Source organism: Bradyrhizobium sp. Rc3b, from assembly GCF_900114915.1.
Lineage (GTDB): Bacteria > Pseudomonadota > Alphaproteobacteria > Rhizobiales > Xanthobacteraceae > Bradyrhizobium.
Genome location: NZ_FOUS01000001.1, coordinates 710782 through 728365, shown reverse-complemented (window position 1 = coordinate 728365; position 17584 = coordinate 710782). Strand labels below are relative to the sequence as shown.

General features: G+C 65.6%; 13 protein-coding genes. 3 read left to right on the top strand and 10 right to left on the bottom strand.

The features are described 5' to 3' along the window. Positions 1 to 22: 22 nt before the first annotated feature. From BM190_RS03380 to BM190_RS03345, 8 genes are all read right to left on the bottom strand, one after another. On the bottom strand, positions 23 to 1684 hold the full coding sequence (locus tag BM190_RS03380) for a tannase/feruloyl esterase family alpha/beta hydrolase (RefSeq protein WP_177236876.1): 1662 nt from the start codon (positions 1682 to 1684) through the stop codon (positions 23 to 25). 95 nt (positions 1685 to 1779) lie between these two features. Beyond that, a complete protein-coding gene (locus tag BM190_RS03375) occupies positions 1780 to 3234 on the bottom strand; it encodes a GntP family permease (RefSeq protein ID WP_092251853.1) in 1455 nt (484 codons plus the stop codon). Positions 3235 to 3237: 3 nt separating this feature from the next. Next, complete coding sequence (locus BM190_RS03370; RefSeq protein ID WP_026202509.1) at positions 3238 to 4257, bottom strand: patatin-like phospholipase family protein; 1020 nt, start codon at positions 4255 to 4257, stop codon at positions 3238 to 3240. A 223-nt stretch (positions 4258 to 4480) separates the two neighbouring features. Then, complete coding sequence (gene serA / locus BM190_RS03365) at positions 4481 to 5725, bottom strand: phosphoglycerate dehydrogenase (protein ID WP_092251851.1); 1245 nt, start codon at positions 5723 to 5725, stop codon at positions 4481 to 4483. Between the two features lie 283 nt (positions 5726 to 6008). Beyond that, positions 6009 to 7241, bottom strand: a complete 1233-nt coding sequence (locus tag BM190_RS03360; protein ID WP_092251849.1) for a rhodanese-like domain-containing protein — start codon at positions 7239 to 7241, stop codon at positions 6009 to 6011. Between the two features lie 69 nt (positions 7242 to 7310). Next, positions 7311 to 8489 carry a PepSY-associated TM helix domain-containing protein gene (locus tag BM190_RS03355; RefSeq protein ID WP_092251847.1) on the bottom strand — a complete coding sequence of 393 codons (1179 nt, stop codon included), beginning with the start codon at positions 8487 to 8489 and terminating at the stop codon, positions 7311 to 7313. A 2-nt stretch (positions 8490 to 8491) separates the two neighbouring features. Continuing rightward, positions 8492 to 10816, bottom strand: a complete 2325-nt coding sequence (locus BM190_RS03350; RefSeq protein ID WP_092251845.1) for a TonB-dependent siderophore receptor — start codon at positions 10814 to 10816, stop codon at positions 8492 to 8494. Between the two features lie 208 nt (positions 10817 to 11024). After that, the gene (locus BM190_RS03345; RefSeq protein ID WP_026202508.1) at positions 11025 to 11909 is read right to left on the bottom strand and encodes a dihydrodipicolinate synthase family protein; all 885 of its coding nucleotides are present in this window, start codon (positions 11907 to 11909) and stop codon (positions 11025 to 11027) included. Between the two features lie 180 nt (positions 11910 to 12089). Between BM190_RS03345 and BM190_RS03340 the strand changes: the two genes are divergently transcribed. Together BM190_RS03340 and BM190_RS03335 are read left to right on the top strand one after the other, a co-directional pair. After that, positions 12090 to 13502 (top strand): FAD-binding oxidoreductase, encoded by a 1413-nt coding sequence (locus BM190_RS03340; RefSeq protein ID WP_092251843.1) that lies wholly within the window; start codon positions 12090 to 12092, stop codon positions 13500 to 13502. A 9-nt stretch (positions 13503 to 13511) separates the two neighbouring features. Next, entirely contained in the window at positions 13512 to 14192 is a 681-nt protein-coding gene (locus BM190_RS03335; protein ID WP_092251841.1) for a GntR family transcriptional regulator, read from the top strand. A gap of 6 nt (positions 14193 to 14198) precedes the next feature. Here BM190_RS03335 and BM190_RS40200 read toward each other — a convergent pair whose 3' ends face one another. Both BM190_RS40200 and BM190_RS03325 read right to left on the bottom strand, forming a co-directional pair. Continuing rightward, positions 14199 to 14363, bottom strand: a complete 165-nt coding sequence (locus BM190_RS40200) for a hypothetical protein (protein WP_177236875.1) — start codon at positions 14361 to 14363, stop codon at positions 14199 to 14201. A 125-nt stretch (positions 14364 to 14488) separates the two neighbouring features. Continuing rightward, positions 14489 to 15433, bottom strand: a complete 945-nt coding sequence (locus BM190_RS03325) for a DMT family transporter (protein WP_092251837.1) — start codon at positions 15431 to 15433, stop codon at positions 14489 to 14491. Between the two features lie 129 nt (positions 15434 to 15562). Here BM190_RS03325 and BM190_RS03320 point away from each other — a divergent pair, with 129 nt between their 5' ends. After that, the gene (locus BM190_RS03320; protein WP_092251834.1) at positions 15563 to 17584 is read left to right on the top strand and encodes a YgiQ family radical SAM protein; all 2022 of its coding nucleotides are present in this window, start codon (positions 15563 to 15565) and stop codon (positions 17582 to 17584) included.

Sequence of the window (17584 nt, the reverse complement as noted above, 5' to 3'; positions counted from 1 at the left end):
CATCCATCCGGCCTGTGCCGCCTTACGGCGCGCAGGTGAAGCTTGCCGCCTCCGTTACCGGTCCCGCTTTGTAGTGCGGCCAGGCCGGCCAGCGGCACAGCGGCAGCGCGCGCAGCGTCGCGAATGAGGGCGCCTCGATCTTCGGCTCGCTGACTTCGAGATCGCCGGGCGCCTTGCCTTTCTCGACCCAGTCGACCAGCACGCTCAGCATGTCGACATTGGCCGGCGCACCGGAGCCGACGTGGTCAACGCCGGGTGCGGTGTAGAGCCGCGCGAACTCCGCCGTCTCGGTCTTGCCGAGCTTGCGCTCGACGCTCTCGAAATAACGGATGCCGGCATAGGGGCTCTGCGCGTAGTCGGCCATGTGCTCGAGCATGATCAGACGGCCGCCGCGGGCGTGGAAGCGGCTGAGATCGGGATCGGTCGAATCCATCAGCTTCGAAACCTCGAGCAGCCGCGCCTTGTGCTCCTCAACCTTGTAGCTGGTGACATCGAGCTTGGGATCGCGCGCAAAGACATATTGAATGCCGCCGGCGCCATAGATCCAGGCGATGCCGTTGTTGGGCGCAGGCGGCTGCGCCGGCGGCGCGGTGCCGAGCCACCACGCCACCCAGCCGCCGGTCGGGCCGATCGCCGGCGTATCCTCACCCGACACGCCCCAGCCGGGATAATCGTCGAGACCGTTGGCGAGCGCGAACGGGAATTTGTAGGTCCCGTGCAGGGTATCGATCGCCTTGATCTGTGCATCGGTCAGGCACTGATCGCCGCTCTTTCCGGCCTCACAGCGCAGCGTCTCGACCTTGAAGGCCGCCTTGCAGGCGACGGGATCCTGCACCAGCGCATCGTCGGAGCCATCGGCCTTGTCGCAAGCCGCCCGCACGGCATCGCCGACGAGCTTCACCTGCGCCGGATTGATCCAGCCCGCGCCCATGGTGACGAGGCCCGAACGCGTGCCGGCATGCTGCAGGCCGACCCAGTTGATCACGGGCACGCGTGCGAAGATCCCATCGAAGTCATCCGGGTAGCGCTGCGCCATGGTCAGGCCTTCACGGCCGCCCTCGGACGAACCCATAAAGTACAGCTTCTCAGGTCTCTTGCCGTAGGCGCGCTCCATCAGCCCAACGGCCACATCGCGCACCTTCTTGTAGGCGCGGTGAGCAAAATTCTCGAAGGCTTCGTCGTTGAGCGCGAAGACCTGTGGCGGCTCGCCTTGCTTGGTCTCGTGACCCGAGTCGGTGCCATAGGTGACGAAGCCGCGCGCCAGCGGCGACGGCTTGTCGAAGGGATAGGCCGGCGGCAGCGCAAGGCCGGTGATCAGCACACCATTGAAACCGCCGCCGCCATATTGCAGCGAGCGGCCGTTCCATTCGACGGGAAGGTTAACCTGGAATCTGATCGGCGGCGCCTTGGGATCGACAGGGTCGATATGGCCGAGCACCTTGCAGAAGGCCGGATTGGCCGGCGTGACGCGCCCTGACGGCGTCGGTCCGCGTTCGGCAACGGCGATCGGCGAGGGCGCCTGCAAGGTTGCAGAGTCGATCTTCACGGCATCGGCCCCGCCGACGAGACCCTTGCAGACCGCATCGGCGTCTTCCGCCAGCGTTGCCGCCGACGCCGTGCCCGTCCCCAGTGTCGCCACCGCGCTTACAAGCAACGCACACAGCTTCGCTCTCTTTCGCGTCATCGTTTCCACCCGGCTTTCTCGATTTGTTGCGTCGACGGCTGGCCGCATTCAATGCAACCTTCGTCCTCCCGTCAATCGCTCACGCCGAGCCGCCATCAGAATGATCCGAGCGCACTCCCTAAGGCGATCACGGCCACCAGCGCCAATAGCGACGTCACGATGCCCACCATCACAATGTCGAGATAGCTGTCGCGATGGGTCAGGCCGCAGATCGCGAGCAGGCTGACCACCGCACCGTTGTGCGGCAGGATGTCCAGCGTCCCCGAACCGATCACCGCGACGCGATGCATCAGCGCAAGGTCGATGCCGTTGCGCGCGGCGATCTCGACATAGGTCTGGCCGAGCGCGTCGAGCGCGATCGTCAAGCCGCCGGATGCCGAGCCGGTCAGCGCGGCCAGAATATTGGTCGCAACCGCGAGCGAGACCAACGGGCCACCTTCGATCGCAAGCACCCAGTCGCGCACCGTTTCGAAAGCCGGTAGCGCCGCGATGACCGCGCCGAATCCGACGAGGCTGGCGACGCTGAGCGCCGGCAGAACCGATGCATTGGCACCGGCGTCCATGGTCTGCCGCAGAGAGGGAAGCCGGGCCCAATTGAGGAAGATGGTCGTGACGATGGCGGCACCCAGCGCGGTGCTGACCGACCACACACCAGCGACCGCCGCCAACGATGTACCGCCGAAGCGCTGCTCGCTCAGATACGAGACATCGAGCCGCGGCAGCACCAGCAGCGACATCACGAGATTGACAGCAACGACGACGGCCAGCGGCAGGAGGGCACTCACCACCGGAGCAGACATTTCACCGCGCCGTCCATGCCGGATCTCGGCCGGATCGAATTCCCGTGCGGTGGTCGCGTATTCGCGGACCAGTTCGTCGTCGACGGCACGTTCGGCCGCACCCTCCATGTCCTCGCCATAGCCTTCCCCCGCTCGTCGAGCCGCGGCTTCGGCGCGGCGCAACCACCACAATCCCGCGCCAACCATGATCAGGGAGGCGATGATGCCGAGTCCGGGCGCGGCAAAAGGCGTCGTGCCGAAGAACGGCATCGGGATCGCGTTCTGGATCGATGGCGTGCCCGGCAAGGCCGACATCGTGAAGGTGGATGTGCCCAGCACGATCGCGGCCGGAATCAATCGCCGCGGAATCGCGGCGGCACGAAACAGCGAGCGGGCCATGGGGACGATCACGAAGAACGCAACGAACAGGCTGACGCCGCCATAGGTGACCATCGCACCGGCGAGCACGACCGCCAGGATCACGCGGCGCTGGCCGAGACGTCTCGCCATGAAGGCGGCAACCGAGGTGACCGCCCCGCTGTCGTCCATCAGTTTCCCGAATACGGCGCCAAGCAGAAAGATCGGGAAGAACTGCGCCAGGAATGCAGCAGCATTCACCATGAAGATCTGCGTCAGGTTCGCAAGCAGCGGCTCGCCGCCGAACAGCGCCGCGACGAGCGCGGCGAACGGCGCCAGCAGGAGGACGCTCCAGCCGCGAAAGGCGAATAGGACGAGAAGGCCAAGCCCGACGAGAATGCCGAGAAGCCCCACCTCTCAGCACTCCGACAGCAGGATGTCGAGATCGGCGGTCGAGCGCCGACCGATATCCGGGCCGTGCTCGTCGAGGAACGTTTCGGCCGCCCGACGTCCTTCGCCGTGCAGCATCGAGACGAACTCCCATTCGGCGTTGAGCTTGGACGAGGCGCCGAACTTCGCCAGCATGTCGCTCTTGACGCGGTGGGTCCGCATCTTCGCCCAGCGCGCGCCCTCGCCGCTTCCCGGGTCGGCCGCCTGACGCAGCAACGCGATCATACGCAACTCCTTCATCAACGGCGAGTTGAACGAAATCTCGTTCAGCCGATTGAGTATCTCCGCAGCCGTCCGCGGCTCTTCCGGCTTTTCAGTCGGATTGATCTGCACCAGGATGGTGTCGTGCGCGTCGCTTTCGCGAATGAGCGGTGTGATGGTCGGGTTGCCGGCATAGCCGCCATCCCAATACGGTTCGCCATCGATCTCGATCGCGCGGAACATGGTTGGCAGGCAGGCCGACGCGAGCAACACGTCAGCCGTGATCTCCGCGTTGCGGAAGATGCGTCCTCGCCCGGTGCGCACCCGCGTCGCAGTGATGAACAGCTTGATCGGCGAGCGCGCGAGGCGCTCGAAATCGATGCTCTCAGCCAGCACCGCATGCAGCGGATTGTAGCCGGTCGGATTGAGGTCGTAGGGAGAGAGCACCCGCGACATCAGGTCGGTCAGGATGTAGGCCGGCGAGGTATCAAGCGTCCAGCGCCCCATCAGCCGGTCGAGCGGCGAGCGCTGGAGCGGGCTGAAGGCCGCCGCTTTGGAAACGCGGCGCCAGTATCGTTCGAGCGCGTCACGCGCACCCTCGGCGCCACCGGCCGTCCACCCATCCGCCAGCACCGCTGCGTTCATCGCGCCCGCGGACGTCCCGGAGATCGCGGCGATCGTAAGCCGCTTCTCTTCCAGCAGGCGATCGAGCACGCCCCAGGTGAAGGCGCCATGCGAACCGCCGCCTTGAAGCGCGAGATCAATCAGTACGGTGTCCGGTTCCATCGCGGCACTCACGCAACTGAAGCTCAAATCCGACGCGATTTGTCACGTGCGCGTCGAAGTCGATGGCGTAGTGTAGAGAGCCTTGGCGAAGAAATGCAACCGGAACGTGGGCCCCGCGCCGTCTAGAGCGCGATGCGATGAGGATGAATCGTCATCGCGCTTTAGGTCGTTGTTTAAGCATGATCTTTTCGGAAAACCGCTGCGCGCTTCTCCGGATCACGCTTTAGTGCTCGAACACCAGCCGCGCGCCGACCGTGCCGTCGAGGGCGCGGATCTGCTGGAGCAACGCCGCGGAATCCTGCCCGCCGAGATCGGCATCGAGCACGACGTAACCGAGATCGCCTGATGTCTCCAGATATTGCGCGGCGATGTTGATGTCGCGCTGGAGGAAGACCTCGTTGAGCCGGCGCAACATGCCGGGGACGTTGCGATGGACATGGCTGAAGCGCGCGCCGGAGGGGCGCAAATGCAGCTGCACTTCCGGGAAATTCACCGCGCCCATGGTCGAGCCCGTGATGAAATAGTCGACCAGCTTGCGCGCGACCTCGCCGCCGATGCGCTCCTGCGCCTCCTCGGTCGAGCCGCCGATATGGGGGGTGAGGATGACGTTCTCGAGGCCCTGAATGGGGCTCTTGAAGCGATCGGAATTCGACGACGGCTCGACCGGAAACACGTCGACGGCCGCGCCGGCAAGATGGCCGTCGCGCAAAGAGCGCGCGAGCGCGTCGAGATCGACCACGGTGCCGCGGCTGTTGTTGATCAGGAACGAGCCAGGCTTCATCGCCCGCAGCTCCTTCTCGCCGATCATGCCCGCGGTCTCCGGCGTCTCCGGCACGTGCAGGCTGACGACGTCGCTCTGCGCGAGCAGCTCTTCGAGCCTCTCGACCGGCTCGGTGTTGCCGTGGCGGAGCTTGTCGGTGCGATCGAAATAGATCACGCGCATGCCGATGGCTTCGGCGAGCGTCGACAGCTGCGAGCCGATATTGCCGTAGCCGACGATGCCGAGCGTGCGACCGCGCACCTCGCGGCTGCCGGTCGCGGACTTGTCCCAGCCGCCGTCATGGGCCGACACCGAGCGCGGGAAGATGCGCCTCAGCAGCATCACGATCTCGCCTATCACGAGCTCGGCGACGCTGCGCGTGTTGGAGAACGGCGCGTTGAAGACGGGAATGCCGCGCTTGCGCGCCGCCATGAGATCCACTTGGTTGGTGCCGACGCTGAAGCAGCCGACCGCGAGAAGCTGGTCGGCGGCCGCGAGCACGTCATCGGTGATCTGGGTGCGCGAGCGGATGCCGAGCAGCGACACGCCTTTGAGCGCGCGCCGCAGATCCTCGCCGTCCAGCGCCTTGGTCAGCCGCTCGACATTGGTGAAGCCCGCGCTCTTGAAAAGGTCGACAGCGCTGTCATTGACGCCTTCGAGCAGCAGCGCCTTGGCACTCCGCTCAGGGCTTTGGCCTGGGGCTGGCATGGTATCTCCATAGATGATGAGCTTTGTCGCAGCTCATAGACCGCGGACGGTGCGCGGCACAATAGGGGTCGGATACGGGGAGAAAATGGCGGGTGGCCCATCATGCTCGCATCAGCCACTCCGTCATCCTGAGGCGTGAGCCCTGCGGTGCGAATGCACCGCTGGGCGAGCCTCGAAGAATGCACGGCCCCGATGCAGCCGCGCGGAGAGGTTGGGCCGTCGCCCTTCGAGGGCCGCTAAGAAGCGGCCACCTCAGGGTGACGGATAATCCACCCGTTCAAGGTCAAATCACAAAAAACCCGTGCGTGCCGTCGCGGCGGAGTTGCTCGACCAGCCCATATTCCCAATCGAGATAGGCCTGCATCGCGCGCTCGGCAACGTCAGTGCCTTCATAGGGGCGGCGGTAACGGTGGGCCGGATCGGGCTTGGGCAGCACGCGCGGCGGGCCGATTTCGAGCGCGGCGTCATAGCCCCCTTTCAGCACATAGACCTCCCAGCCCAATTGGGCGAGCCATGATGCGGTCATGTCGGCACGGACACCCTTGTCATCGCTCAGGAGAATGCGCGCACCACGCACGGGCGCGGCCATGTCGGTCTCCTGGACGAGCTGGCCGCCGGGATAATGGCGAAAACCCGGGAGATGGCCTCCCGCATATTCCTCGGCATCGCGCACGTCGAAACGGTAGAGCGTGCGATCGGTCCGCGCGACGAGCGCGGCCATCTCGCTTGCGCCGATATGGCGAACACCGGCGCGATAGGCGACGTCGCGCGCATTGGCCGGGCCGCTCTCGAACGAGCCGATCGCGCCACGCCTGTCGGCGCCGTGGTCGAGCGTGTGCCGCGCCAGCGTCCAGCCGATGGTGCCGTTGCGCAGCGCCCGCACCTTGTTGGGCACGCCGGCATTGATCAGCGACTGCGTGCCGATGATCGAGCGGGTGCGGCCGGCGCAATTGACGATGATGGTGGTTTCAGGGTCGGGCGCGGCCTGCCCCGCCCGCAGCACCAGCTCCGCGCCGGGCACGCTGATCGAGCCCGGAATGTTCATGGTGGCATATTCGTCGAAACGGCGGACGTCGAGGATGGCGATGTTGGCCTTGTCCGCGATGAGCTTTGCCACCTCGTCGGCGCTGAACGACGGCGTGTGCCGCCGCGCTTCGACCAGCTCGCCGAACGCCTTCGAATAGGAGTTGACGTCTTCGAACACCTGATAGCCCGCCTCGCGCCAGGCCTTCAGGCCGCCATCGAGCGCGCTGATATGGGTGTAGCCGAGCGCGGCGAGACGTTCGGCGCCGGCCTCGACCAGCCCCTCGCCGTCATCGTAAAGCACGATCGCCACGTCCTTGCGCGGCAGCCGCACCTCGGCTTCGACCTCGATCCGATCCACGGCCATGTTGGCTGCGAACAGCGGATGTCCGGTCGCAAAACCTGCCTCGTATCGGAGATCGAGCAGCGCGATTTCTTCGCGCAGCAGCAGTGTGCGGCGGATATCGGCGGGGGTGACGGTCGGAAGCTTCATGGCACGGACCTTGAGAAGAGGGCCAGAAGCTTTTGACCGATTAGAAGCGCGTTGGCTAGCCTCGTCCGCTCACTCGCCAGGAACGAGCCGCCCGAGCGGCTGCTGTGCCGGACGGCGCAGTTTGCGGCGCGACAGGTAGAGCAGGATGCCGGTGATCGCGAACAACGGCATCGACATCGCGGCAATCATGAACGCGAGCTTGCCCGGCCAGCCCAGGATCTCGCCGCGATGGATGTCGTAGATGGCCGCGATGATCTTTTCGCCGAACGTCTTGTCAGCAAAGCGCTCCGCAGAGACCAGCTGCCCGGTCACGGCGTCGATGCGGAATTCGTCGCGCGTGGTCTCCAGCAACGAGGCTTTCCCCCACGACCGGATCCGCAACGTCGTACCCTGCGCCGGCAGCGTCAGCAAAGCCCTGGAGAACCGATCGCCCTCCTCACGCTGGAACGTCATCCAGGCCTGATCGAATCCAATTGGCGCCGCCGGTTCGGAGTTGGCCGCACGCGGCAGCTTTGCGGGCATTTTCGCTGCTGTGACGTGCGGACGCGCGAGCAGCCAGGTCACGCCGTCCTTGTACCATTCGAAGGAGAAATACAGACCGGTGAGCGTCATCGTCAGATAGACCGGAAGGACCCAGGTGCCGATCACGGTGTGCAACGACCGGTGCAGAGCGCGGCCACCGAGCCCAAGATTCGGCTTCAGCCACATCTTCACGCTGCCTGCACGGCGCGGCCAGCGCAGCACGAGGCCCGAGACCAGCATGACGATCAGGCCGAGCGCGACCGTGCCGGTGATCGGACGTCCCCAGCCCTTGCCATCGCCGGGAATGAGCAGCCAGCGATGCAGCCGGCGCACAGTCGCGAAAAACGCTTCGCCGCGCGGCGAGCCGAGCACGCTAGCGTCATAGGGATCGACATAGAGCGAAGTCGGCCGGTCGCCCCGGCCGTCACGCGCAAAGCGGACATGAACCGCCGCAGACGGATCGCTCGACAGTGTGACGGCGGCGACCTTGCCGAGATCCTGCGAAGCCTTCAGCCGCGCAACCAGCTCATCAGGCATCAGCACCGGCGCCTGACGCGGCGCGACCTGCATGATGCCGGCGTTGAGATGATCGACGATCTCGTCCTCGAAACTCATGATCGCGCCGGTCAGCGCGATCAGGGACACCAGCAGAGCAAGGACCAGACCCGCGATGGAATGGACCTGGAACAGGACCGCCTTGATGGTGTGTCCGAGCCGCGCTGCCATGGCTAGAACTTCACCGTGGCAGACAGCGAGACGCGCCGCGCATCGCCGATCGCGACGTTCAGGGCGTTTCCGGTGGTGGATGTATAGTAGACCTTGTCGAACAGGTTCTTGACGTTGAACTGATAGGTCACCGGCAGATTATCGACCTTCGTGTCGTAAGTCGCAAAGATGTCTGCGACGGTATAGGCCGGCATGAAGAACGTGTTGGCGGCGTCGCCCGGCCGGTCACCGACATAGCGCGCGCCGCCGCCGAGTCGCAGACGTCCAGCGAGCGCGTCGCCGAAATCGTAGACGAGATAGAGTGAGGCCGTGTTCATCGCGACATTCAGCAATTTTGCGTTGCCGACGACGGGATCATTGATCAGGCGCGCATCCGTATAGCCGTAACTTCCGATCATGCTCCACTGGTCGGTCAGCTTGCCGGTCACGTCCAATTCGACGCCGCGCGACCGGGCCGCGCCGGAGGTGCGCGCCGCCGACTTGCCGTTGCCGATGTCATCGAGCACCAGCACGTTCTTCTTCTCGATGTCGTAGACCGCCAGGGTGCCTGACAGCCGCTTGTTGACATCGAACTTCAGCCCGGTCTCCCACTGTGTTCCCTCTTCGGGCGCAATGGTGGAGTCGACGACGAATCCGGTGGTGAAAGCCGCGATGGTCGAGGTCGGCTTCAACGACTGCGTATAGCTCACGTAATAGGAGAGCTGCTCGTTCAGCTTGACGATGACGCCGCCGAGCGGCAGCACCTTGTCGCCTGCGAGATTGGTGTTCGTGACGAAGACAGGCCGGCCCTTTCCTGCGAGCTGCTCGTATTCCATCCAGCGCACGCCCCCAACCACGGACAGCCAGTTGGTCAGATGGAAGGTGTCCTGAGCAAAGAAGCCGCGGGTGCCGAGCTTGTCGGTCTGCTCGCTGTCGGTTGCCGAAACGGTCGTTCCCGGCACGATCAGTCCGTAGACCGGGTTGTAGAAATTGAAGCTCGGCGTCGCCTGCCGAATCAAGTCGTGGCGATCGATCGTGCGATACAGCGCTTCGCCTCCGAACAGGATCTCGTGGCGGAAGCCGCCCATCCAGACGTCGCCCTGCAAATAGGCGGTGCCGTAGCTGGCGTTGCTCAGCGAGTTACGGGTGCCGTCGTTGCTGCGCGTCTCGACGCCGGTCGTGGCGTTGACGTTGGTGATGCGGAGCTGATTGGCGCTGAAGGTCTCGGTATTGTAGCTGTAAGCCGCGGTGACCTTCCAATTGTCGTCGAGTTTCTGCTCGACCGAAGCCTGCATCAGGTCGGAGGTGCCCCACATATTGTTGAAGGGCTCGTCGAGCCGGCGCGTAGCCGGGATCGCCAGCGGCGCCCCCTTGACGAAGGACGTGCCGCGGTCGAACGGAGTGATGAACTCACGGTGCTCATAGGTGAGCTGAACCGTCGTGGTGTCGCCGTACCAGGCCAGCGACGGGTTCACCAGCATTTCCCTGTGGCGGCCGAAATTGCGCCAATAGTCCTCGCTGACGCCGTAGCCGATGAAGCGATAAGCGAGACCGCCGTCGCCGATCGGGCCCGTGATGTCGAGCGTGCCGTCGGCGCCTGTCTTGGACGAGCTGTAGGCCGAGCCGAGCAGCGTGATCGAACCGTGCTGATAGAGCTCCGGACGCTTGCTGATGGTGTTGACGATGCCGCCGGGGTCCATGATGCCATAGAGCAGCGAGGCCGGTCCCTTCAGCACCTCGACGCTTTCGACGGCGGCATTGAGGCTGCGCCCCTGCACCAGCGGCATGCCGTTGCGCATGATCGAGCCGTCGCGATTGTCGCCGAAGCCACGGCGGATCACGGCATCCTGGGTGCCGGCAAGCGTGTTGGTCTGGGTGATGCCGCTGATATTAATCAGCGCGTCGTCGATGTTGCGCGGCAATTGGTCCTTCAACACCTGCTCGGGCACGACGTTGACGGACTGCGAGGTGTCGAGTGGCGAGGCGCCGCTGCGCAGCGTCGTCGCGCTCGGCATCGCGCGGTAGCCGAGCTTTGCGGCCTGCTGCGCGGCGGCTTCCGCGGCCGCGCGCTCCGAGAGTGTCGGTACGGCGGGCGCAGGGTTACGATTGCGCTGGCGCGCGGCGGTCTGCGTGCGGCGTGACGCCTGATCCGACGCGCGCGCCGGCTTCGGCCGCTGCGCCGGCGCCTCCACCGTCACCGGGGGCAGGGCCGATTGCGCCTGCGCGGTCGTCATGATGGAGGGGCATTCGGCGAGCAGCACGGCCGCTCCGATGAGAAGACCTGCACGGCTCTTGCCGGCATGAGTTCGATGGCCGCAGACACGCTGGCCATCCAGATGGGCACGCACGTTCGATTCACTTCCAGGTCAGACGCAGCATTGAAGCTGGCGCGTCTAACAGCCGCGGTGCCCGAAGAGAACCGCAGGCAGAGTTGAATCGCTCTAGTGTTGAATCGTTCTAAGAAGGAGCGACATCGAACGGCAATCTCCAATTGCCGTCGTGCCGGTCGCAACACGCAACACGCGAATTCGCGGCGTGTCACGATTCTGTGCGGTCTCAGGCGATGGCAGGAGCCGTCAACTCGTCGAGCTTCCGCTTGAACGCGGAGCCGTCGGACGAGGCGCGGAGCGGCGGGCGCACGCGCTGCCAGGCCGCATCGCCGGTCTGTGCCGCCAGGATTGCTTTCAGCGTCGCAGTGAACGAGGGCGTCTTCAGCACGACGTCGATCGCAGCCTGCATGCGCGCTTCGACATCCTTGCCCTCGACCATGCCTTTGACCAGCTCGGGCACGACATTGGCCATGCCGCAGATGGTGCCGGCACCGCCGGCGGCGATCGCTCGGGTGATATCGGCTTCATTGCCGACGGTGATGGCGAGCTCGGGAGCCGCGGCACGGAACGCCTGGAACTGCTTGAAGTCGCCGCTGGAGTCCTTCAGGCCGGCAATCACCTTGCCGTAACGCTTGCGCAAGTTCGCGGCGACGGCGGTTGGGATCGCAACGCCCGACGTCTGCGGGATGTGATAGAGATAGGCGCGCAGCCGATCGTCGGCGACGCCGTCGATGATCGCGGCAAAGGCATCCTCGATGCCTTCGGGCGCGACGCTGCGGTCGAAGTAAGGCGGCAGCACCAGCACGTGGCGCAGGCCGAGGCCGAGCGCGGCGCGCGTCAGCGCGATGCCGTCGGTGATGGCGGGGAAGCCGCCGCCGATGCCGATGCGTTCCGGCGCGACACCGGCCTTGAGCACGGCTTCGATGGTCGCGATGCGCTCGGCGACATTGAAGGAGGTGCCTTCGCCGGTGGTGCCGAACAGCACGACGCCGTCGACACCTTTGCCGAAGAGCTGCTTGGCGTGAGCCGCCAGCTTGGCGGAGTCCACGCTGCCGTCGGCCGCCAGCGGCGTCGCCGATGCCACCCAGAACCCGCGAATTGCCTCTGTCATCACACCGCCCTCTAAGCTGCGATCTCGGACCAAGCCCCTGATCTCCCAATGGTCTTTAAGGAGGCTTCCGAGCCTTGTTTTTGCTTTACTTTCCGCCTTGTACCTTACATACAAGAAAGAGGCAAATCCTTTCCACCGTCACGGCGCGCATGGGCGCAGCCAGATTCAGGAAGGTCTCGCATGATCATGGTGACCCCGGTGAAGCGTCCCGACCAATTGCTCGGCGCCCTGCGCGACAAGCTCGGCGCAGCCGCCGTCCTGATCGGCACCGACGTGCCGGCGCGCAATTGCAACGACTGGAGCGCGAGCCTGCCGCAGACGCCGCTTGCGGTGATCCGTCCCGTCCATGCGCAGGGCGTGGCCGATGCGATTGCGACCTGCCGGCAGGCGCAGCTGCCGTTCGTGCCGCAGGGCGGACTGACCGGGCTGTGCCGCGGCGCTTCGCCCGAAGCCGGCTGGGTCGCGATCTCGCTCGAGCGCATGAGCGGCATCGAGGAGATCGACCGCGCTTCCGCGACGATGACGGTGAAAGCAGGCACGCCGCTGGAGACGATCCAGAAGGCCGCGGACGAAGCCGGCTTCTTCTTTCCGCTCGATCTTGGCTCGCGCGGCTCCTGCGCCATCGGCGGCAACCTCTCGACCAATGCCGGCGGCAACCGCGTGATCCGCTACGGCATGACGCGCGAGCTGGTGCTCGGTCTCGAAGTCGTGCTGCCCGACGGCACCATCATCACCAGCCTCAACAAGCTGATGAAGAACAATGCCGGCTACGATCTGAAGCATCTGTTCATCGGCTCGGAAGGCACGCTCGGCATCATCACCCGCGTGGTGCTGAGACTGTTCCCGAAGCCGCGCTCGACCATGGCGGCGCTCTGCGCGCTGAAGGATTACGCCGCGGTGATCGCGCTGCTCGATGCGGCGCGCAGCGGGCTCGGGCCGCTGCTGTCGGCGTTCGAGGTGATGTGGCCGGACTATTGGGACGTGATCACGACTCGCGCCGGCGTGAAGCCGCCGGTCGCCGCAGGTCACGGCCTCTATGTGCTGGTCGAGGCGCAAGGCACCGACGAGAGCCTGGACGCGCCGCGCTTCCAGGCCTGGCTCGAAGAGCTGATGGAGCGCGGGCTGCTGGCGGATGCCGCCGTGGCGCAATCGCTGGCGCAGACGCAAAGCTTCTGGCGGGTGCGCGACATCTGCGCCGAGTTCGGCCAGGTGCTGGGCCCGCACATCTCCCACGATATCGGCCTTGCGGTTGCGCGGATGGACGAGTTCGTCACGCGCTGCAAGGCGGCGCTTGCTTCCGGCATCGCGGGCTGCGAGAGCGTCTATTACGGCCATATCGGCGACGGCAATCTGCATCTGGTCTCCTGGGTCACCGGCCTTTCCGTCGAGCAGCAGCCGAAGGAAGAGATGGACACGATCATCTACGGCCTGGTCCGCGAGCTCGGCGGCAGCATCTCGGCCGAGCACGGCATCGGCACGCTCAAGAAGAAGTGGCTGGGCCACGCCAGGAGCGACGCCGAGATCGCGCTGATGCGGACGCTGAAAGCGGCGCTCGATCCCGACCATCTGCTCAATCCCGGCAAGGTGGTCTGAGAAACGCCAATGCGCTCGCTCAAGCTCGATACGCCGAAATCGCTGTCGCAGCGGGTGATGCAGCGGCTGCGGCAGGCGATCATCGACGGCGAGTTCGTGCTCGGCGCCGCCATCTCCGAGGAGATGGTGGCCAATTCCTTCGGCGTCAGCCGCACGCCGGTGCGCGAGGCGATGGGCCAGCTGCAGGCGCAAGGCCTCGTGGTGATCCGGCCGCAGGTTGGCAGCTTTGTCTTCACGCCGAGCGCGGACGACATCAACGCGCTCTGCACCTTCCGCATCGCGCTCGAACCCAAGGCTGCCGAGCTCGCCTATCGTCACGATCGTGACGGTGCAATCGCCACAATGAGCGAGGCCATCGCGGCGATGGAGCCGGCGGTTGCGGCAAAGGACAACATCGCCTATGGCCGCGCCGATGCCGCGTTTCACGAGGCGCTGTTCACCCATTGCGGCAACCGCTACCTCGCCGAATCCTATCAGCTGGTCTCCGGCCGCGTCGCCGCGCTCCGCACCAATCTGACCTCGCCGATCGACGTGCGCACCCGCACCTCGTTCGACGAGCATCGCAGGCTGCTCGATTTGTTCGCGCGCGGCGCGTTCGCCGCCTTCGAAGAATTGATGACCACGCATATCACCAATTCAGGCGTGGTCTATGCCAAGGCCTTGAAGGTGGAGGCGCTGAAGGTGGAATGAGCGCCTCTAGCGCCCTTCCCTCGGTCCCGGCCTGTCCAGAAAATCCAGCGCGGTATTGATCTGCTCGAGCTGGTGCTCGATCCTGTCGCGGTCCTCGACCGATGGCGCCTCTTCGAGCTGCTCCACGAGCTTCTGCTTTCGCAACAGCAGGTTCTCTATGACTGTACTCACAGCTCCCCCATCGCCAGAGGCGAACATCGCGAGTGCGCGCGAGCCGGGCTCGCGGCAACCCCTCATCAGAATGTCCGCGAAGGCCGATGGTTCCTGCGGGTGAACCCGGACCCATGCGGATGGAACTAGCGGCGCAAACTGGCCCAGACGCCGCTCAAAATCAGCAAACCACCGAAAAGATGGATCAGCTGCGGCGGTTCGCCGAGGATGGCGAAAGACAGCAGCGCGCTGGCGATCGGCCCGAGATAGAGCACGAGCGAGGTCCGCACCGAGCCGAACTTGCCGCCGAGCCAGGCAAAGCCGGCATAGGCGAGCAGACCGGGAACGATCCCGGCGAAGACATAGGCCGACAGCGCCTTGGTGCTGAAGACCTGTCCCGGCGTCGCCCACATCTCCATGGCCGCGAGCGGCAGCGAGAACAGGGCGCCGGCGCCCGAGAACAGGCTGATGCGTGCCAGCAGCGACGCCTTCGGCGCGGCGCGCGATTGCAGCAGCGTGTAGCCGGACCAGCCGAGCATCGCGATCACGACGAGGCCGTCGCCGGCCGCAGTCTGAAGTTCGATCAGTGTCTGCGGATGGCCGCCGGAGATGATGAGCAGCGCGCCTGCGAGCGCCAGGGCCGTGCCGAGCCATTGCAGCGGGCCGACATGCTCCATGCCGCGCAGGGCGGAGATCAGCAGCACCGTGATCGGCGACAGCGCCATGATCAGCGCGATGTGGATCGCCGTCGTCGAGACGCCCGCGGCATAGACCGGACCGCCGCACAGGAACATGCCCATGAAGCCGGCGGCGAGGATCGGCCAGACGTTTCGGCCGAGCGGCACGCGGCCGCCCTGGATCTCCTTGAGCGCGATCGGCGCGAGCCCGATTGCGACGATGCTCCAGCGGAAGAAGGCGAGCGCGAAGGGCGGGACGGAGCCTGCGAGCCCGCGCGCCAGAATCTGATTGGAGGCCTGCGCGGTCGCCACCAGGATGAAGCCGACCAGCGCAATCACGCCAAGCCAGGCATTCGCGGACGGCGATACGCTGCCCACTGCGTCATGACCGCCGTCGGAGGTTTCCTTGCCCATGGAGCAACCGGATATCCGATGTCGGCCGCGGTGAGAACCCTGACGACGCCCCGGCTGCGGCCCGGGAACCTCAACTTTCACGCGCCCGTCGGTTGAATTCGGAGGCGTGGGGACTTATCCCTTGGCGCCATGGACACCCAGATGATCACCGCCGCAAAGCCGCTGATGGCCCGGGCGCAGCCGCACAAGCCGGCACCTTTCCTCCCGATGAGCCGCGCCGAGATGGACGCGCTCGGCTGGGACGCCTGCGACATCGTGCTGGTGACCGGGGACGCCTATGTCGACCATCCGAGTTTTGGCATGGCCATCATCGGCCGGCTACTGGAGGCGCAGGGCTTTCGGGTCGGCATCATCTCGCAGCCGGACTGGCATTCGGCCGAGCCGTTCAAGGCATTAGGCAAGCCAAAAGTGTTCTTCGGCGTCACCGGCGGCAACATGGACTCCATGGTGAACCGCTACACCGCGGACCGGCGCATCCGCAGCGACGATGCCTATACGGCCGGCGGCGAAGGCGGCAAGCGGCCGGACCGCTGCACGGTCGTCTATGCGCAACGCTGCCGCGAGGCGTTCAAGGACGTGCCGATCGTGCTCGGCGGCATCGAGGCCTCGCTGCGCCGGATCGCGCATTACGATTACTGGTCGGACAAGGTGCGCCGCTCGGTGCTGGCCGACGCCAAGGCCGACCTGCTGCTCTACGGCAATGCCGAGCGCGCCGTCGTCGAGGTGGCGCAGCGGCTCGCCGCCGGCGAAGCGCCGCGCGCGCTGGACGACATCAGGGGCGTCGCGCTGTTCCGCAAGGTCCCCGAGGATTACACCGAGCTGCACGCCGACGATCTCGATTCCGCCGACGAAGGCGCGACCCGCCAGAAGGGTGCGACCGTCATCCGCCTGCCGGCGCTGGAGCAGGTCGAGCAGGACAAGGAAGCTTATGCCCGCGCATCGCGCGTGCTGCACCGGGAGAGCAATCCCGGCAATGCGCGGCCGCTGGTGCAGCGTCATGGCGACCGCGATCTCTGGCTCAACCCGCCGCCGATCCCGCTGACCAGCGACGAGATGGACGCGGTCTACGACCTGCCCTACGCGCGCGCGCCGCATCCGTCCTACGGCGAAGCAAAGATCCCGGCCTGGGACATGATCAAGTTTTCGGTGACGATCATGCGCGGCTGCTTTGGCGGCTGCACCTTCTGCTCGATCACCGAGCACGAAGGCCGCATCATCCAGAACCGCTCGGAAGGCTCGATCCTGCGCGAGATCGAAAAGATCCGCGACAAGACGCCGGGCTTCACCGGCGTGATCTCCGACATCGGCGGCCCTACCGCCAACATGTACCGGATGGCGTGCAAGGACCCGAAGGTCGAGGCGGCATGCCGGCGGCCGTCCTGCGTCTTCCCCGAGATCTGCCCGAACCTCAACACCTCGCATGACGACCTCATCAGGCTCTATCGCAAGGTGCGCGAGACCAAGGGGATCAAGAAGGTGATGGTGGCTTCCGGCGTGCGCTATGACCTTGCGGTGGAGAGCCCGGAATACATCAAGGAGCTGGTCACCCATCACGTCGGCGGCTATCTCAAGATTGCGCCCGAACACACCGAGCGCGGCCCGCTCGACAAGATGATGAAGCCGGGCATCGGCGCCTACAACAAGTTCAAGCGGATGTTCGACGAAGCGGCCGAACGGGCCGGCAAGAAATATTACCTGATCCCCTATTTCATCGCGGCGCATCCGGGCACGACCGACGAGGACATGATGAACCTCGCGCTGTGGCTCAAGAAGAACCGCTATCGCGCCGATCAGGTGCAGACCTTCCTGCCCTCGCCGATGGCGACGGCCACTGCGATGTACCACACCGGCGTCAATCCGCTGCGCGGCGTGCGCCATGGCGGCAGCGACAAGGTCGAGGCGATCAAGGGCCTGCGCCAGCGCCGCCTGCACAAGGCCTTCCTGCGCTATCACGATCCCGACAATTGGCCGGTGCTGCGCGAGGCCCTGATCGAGATGGGCCGCCGCGACCTGATCGGCTCGCAGCCGCACCAGCTCGTTCCCGCCCACCAGCCCCCCGGCACCGGTAAGGCCGCCGGCACGCGGCGACCGGTGCGGCCGGGCGAGAAGACCCAGCGGTTCACGACCAAGGGGCTGCGGGTGATGAAGTGA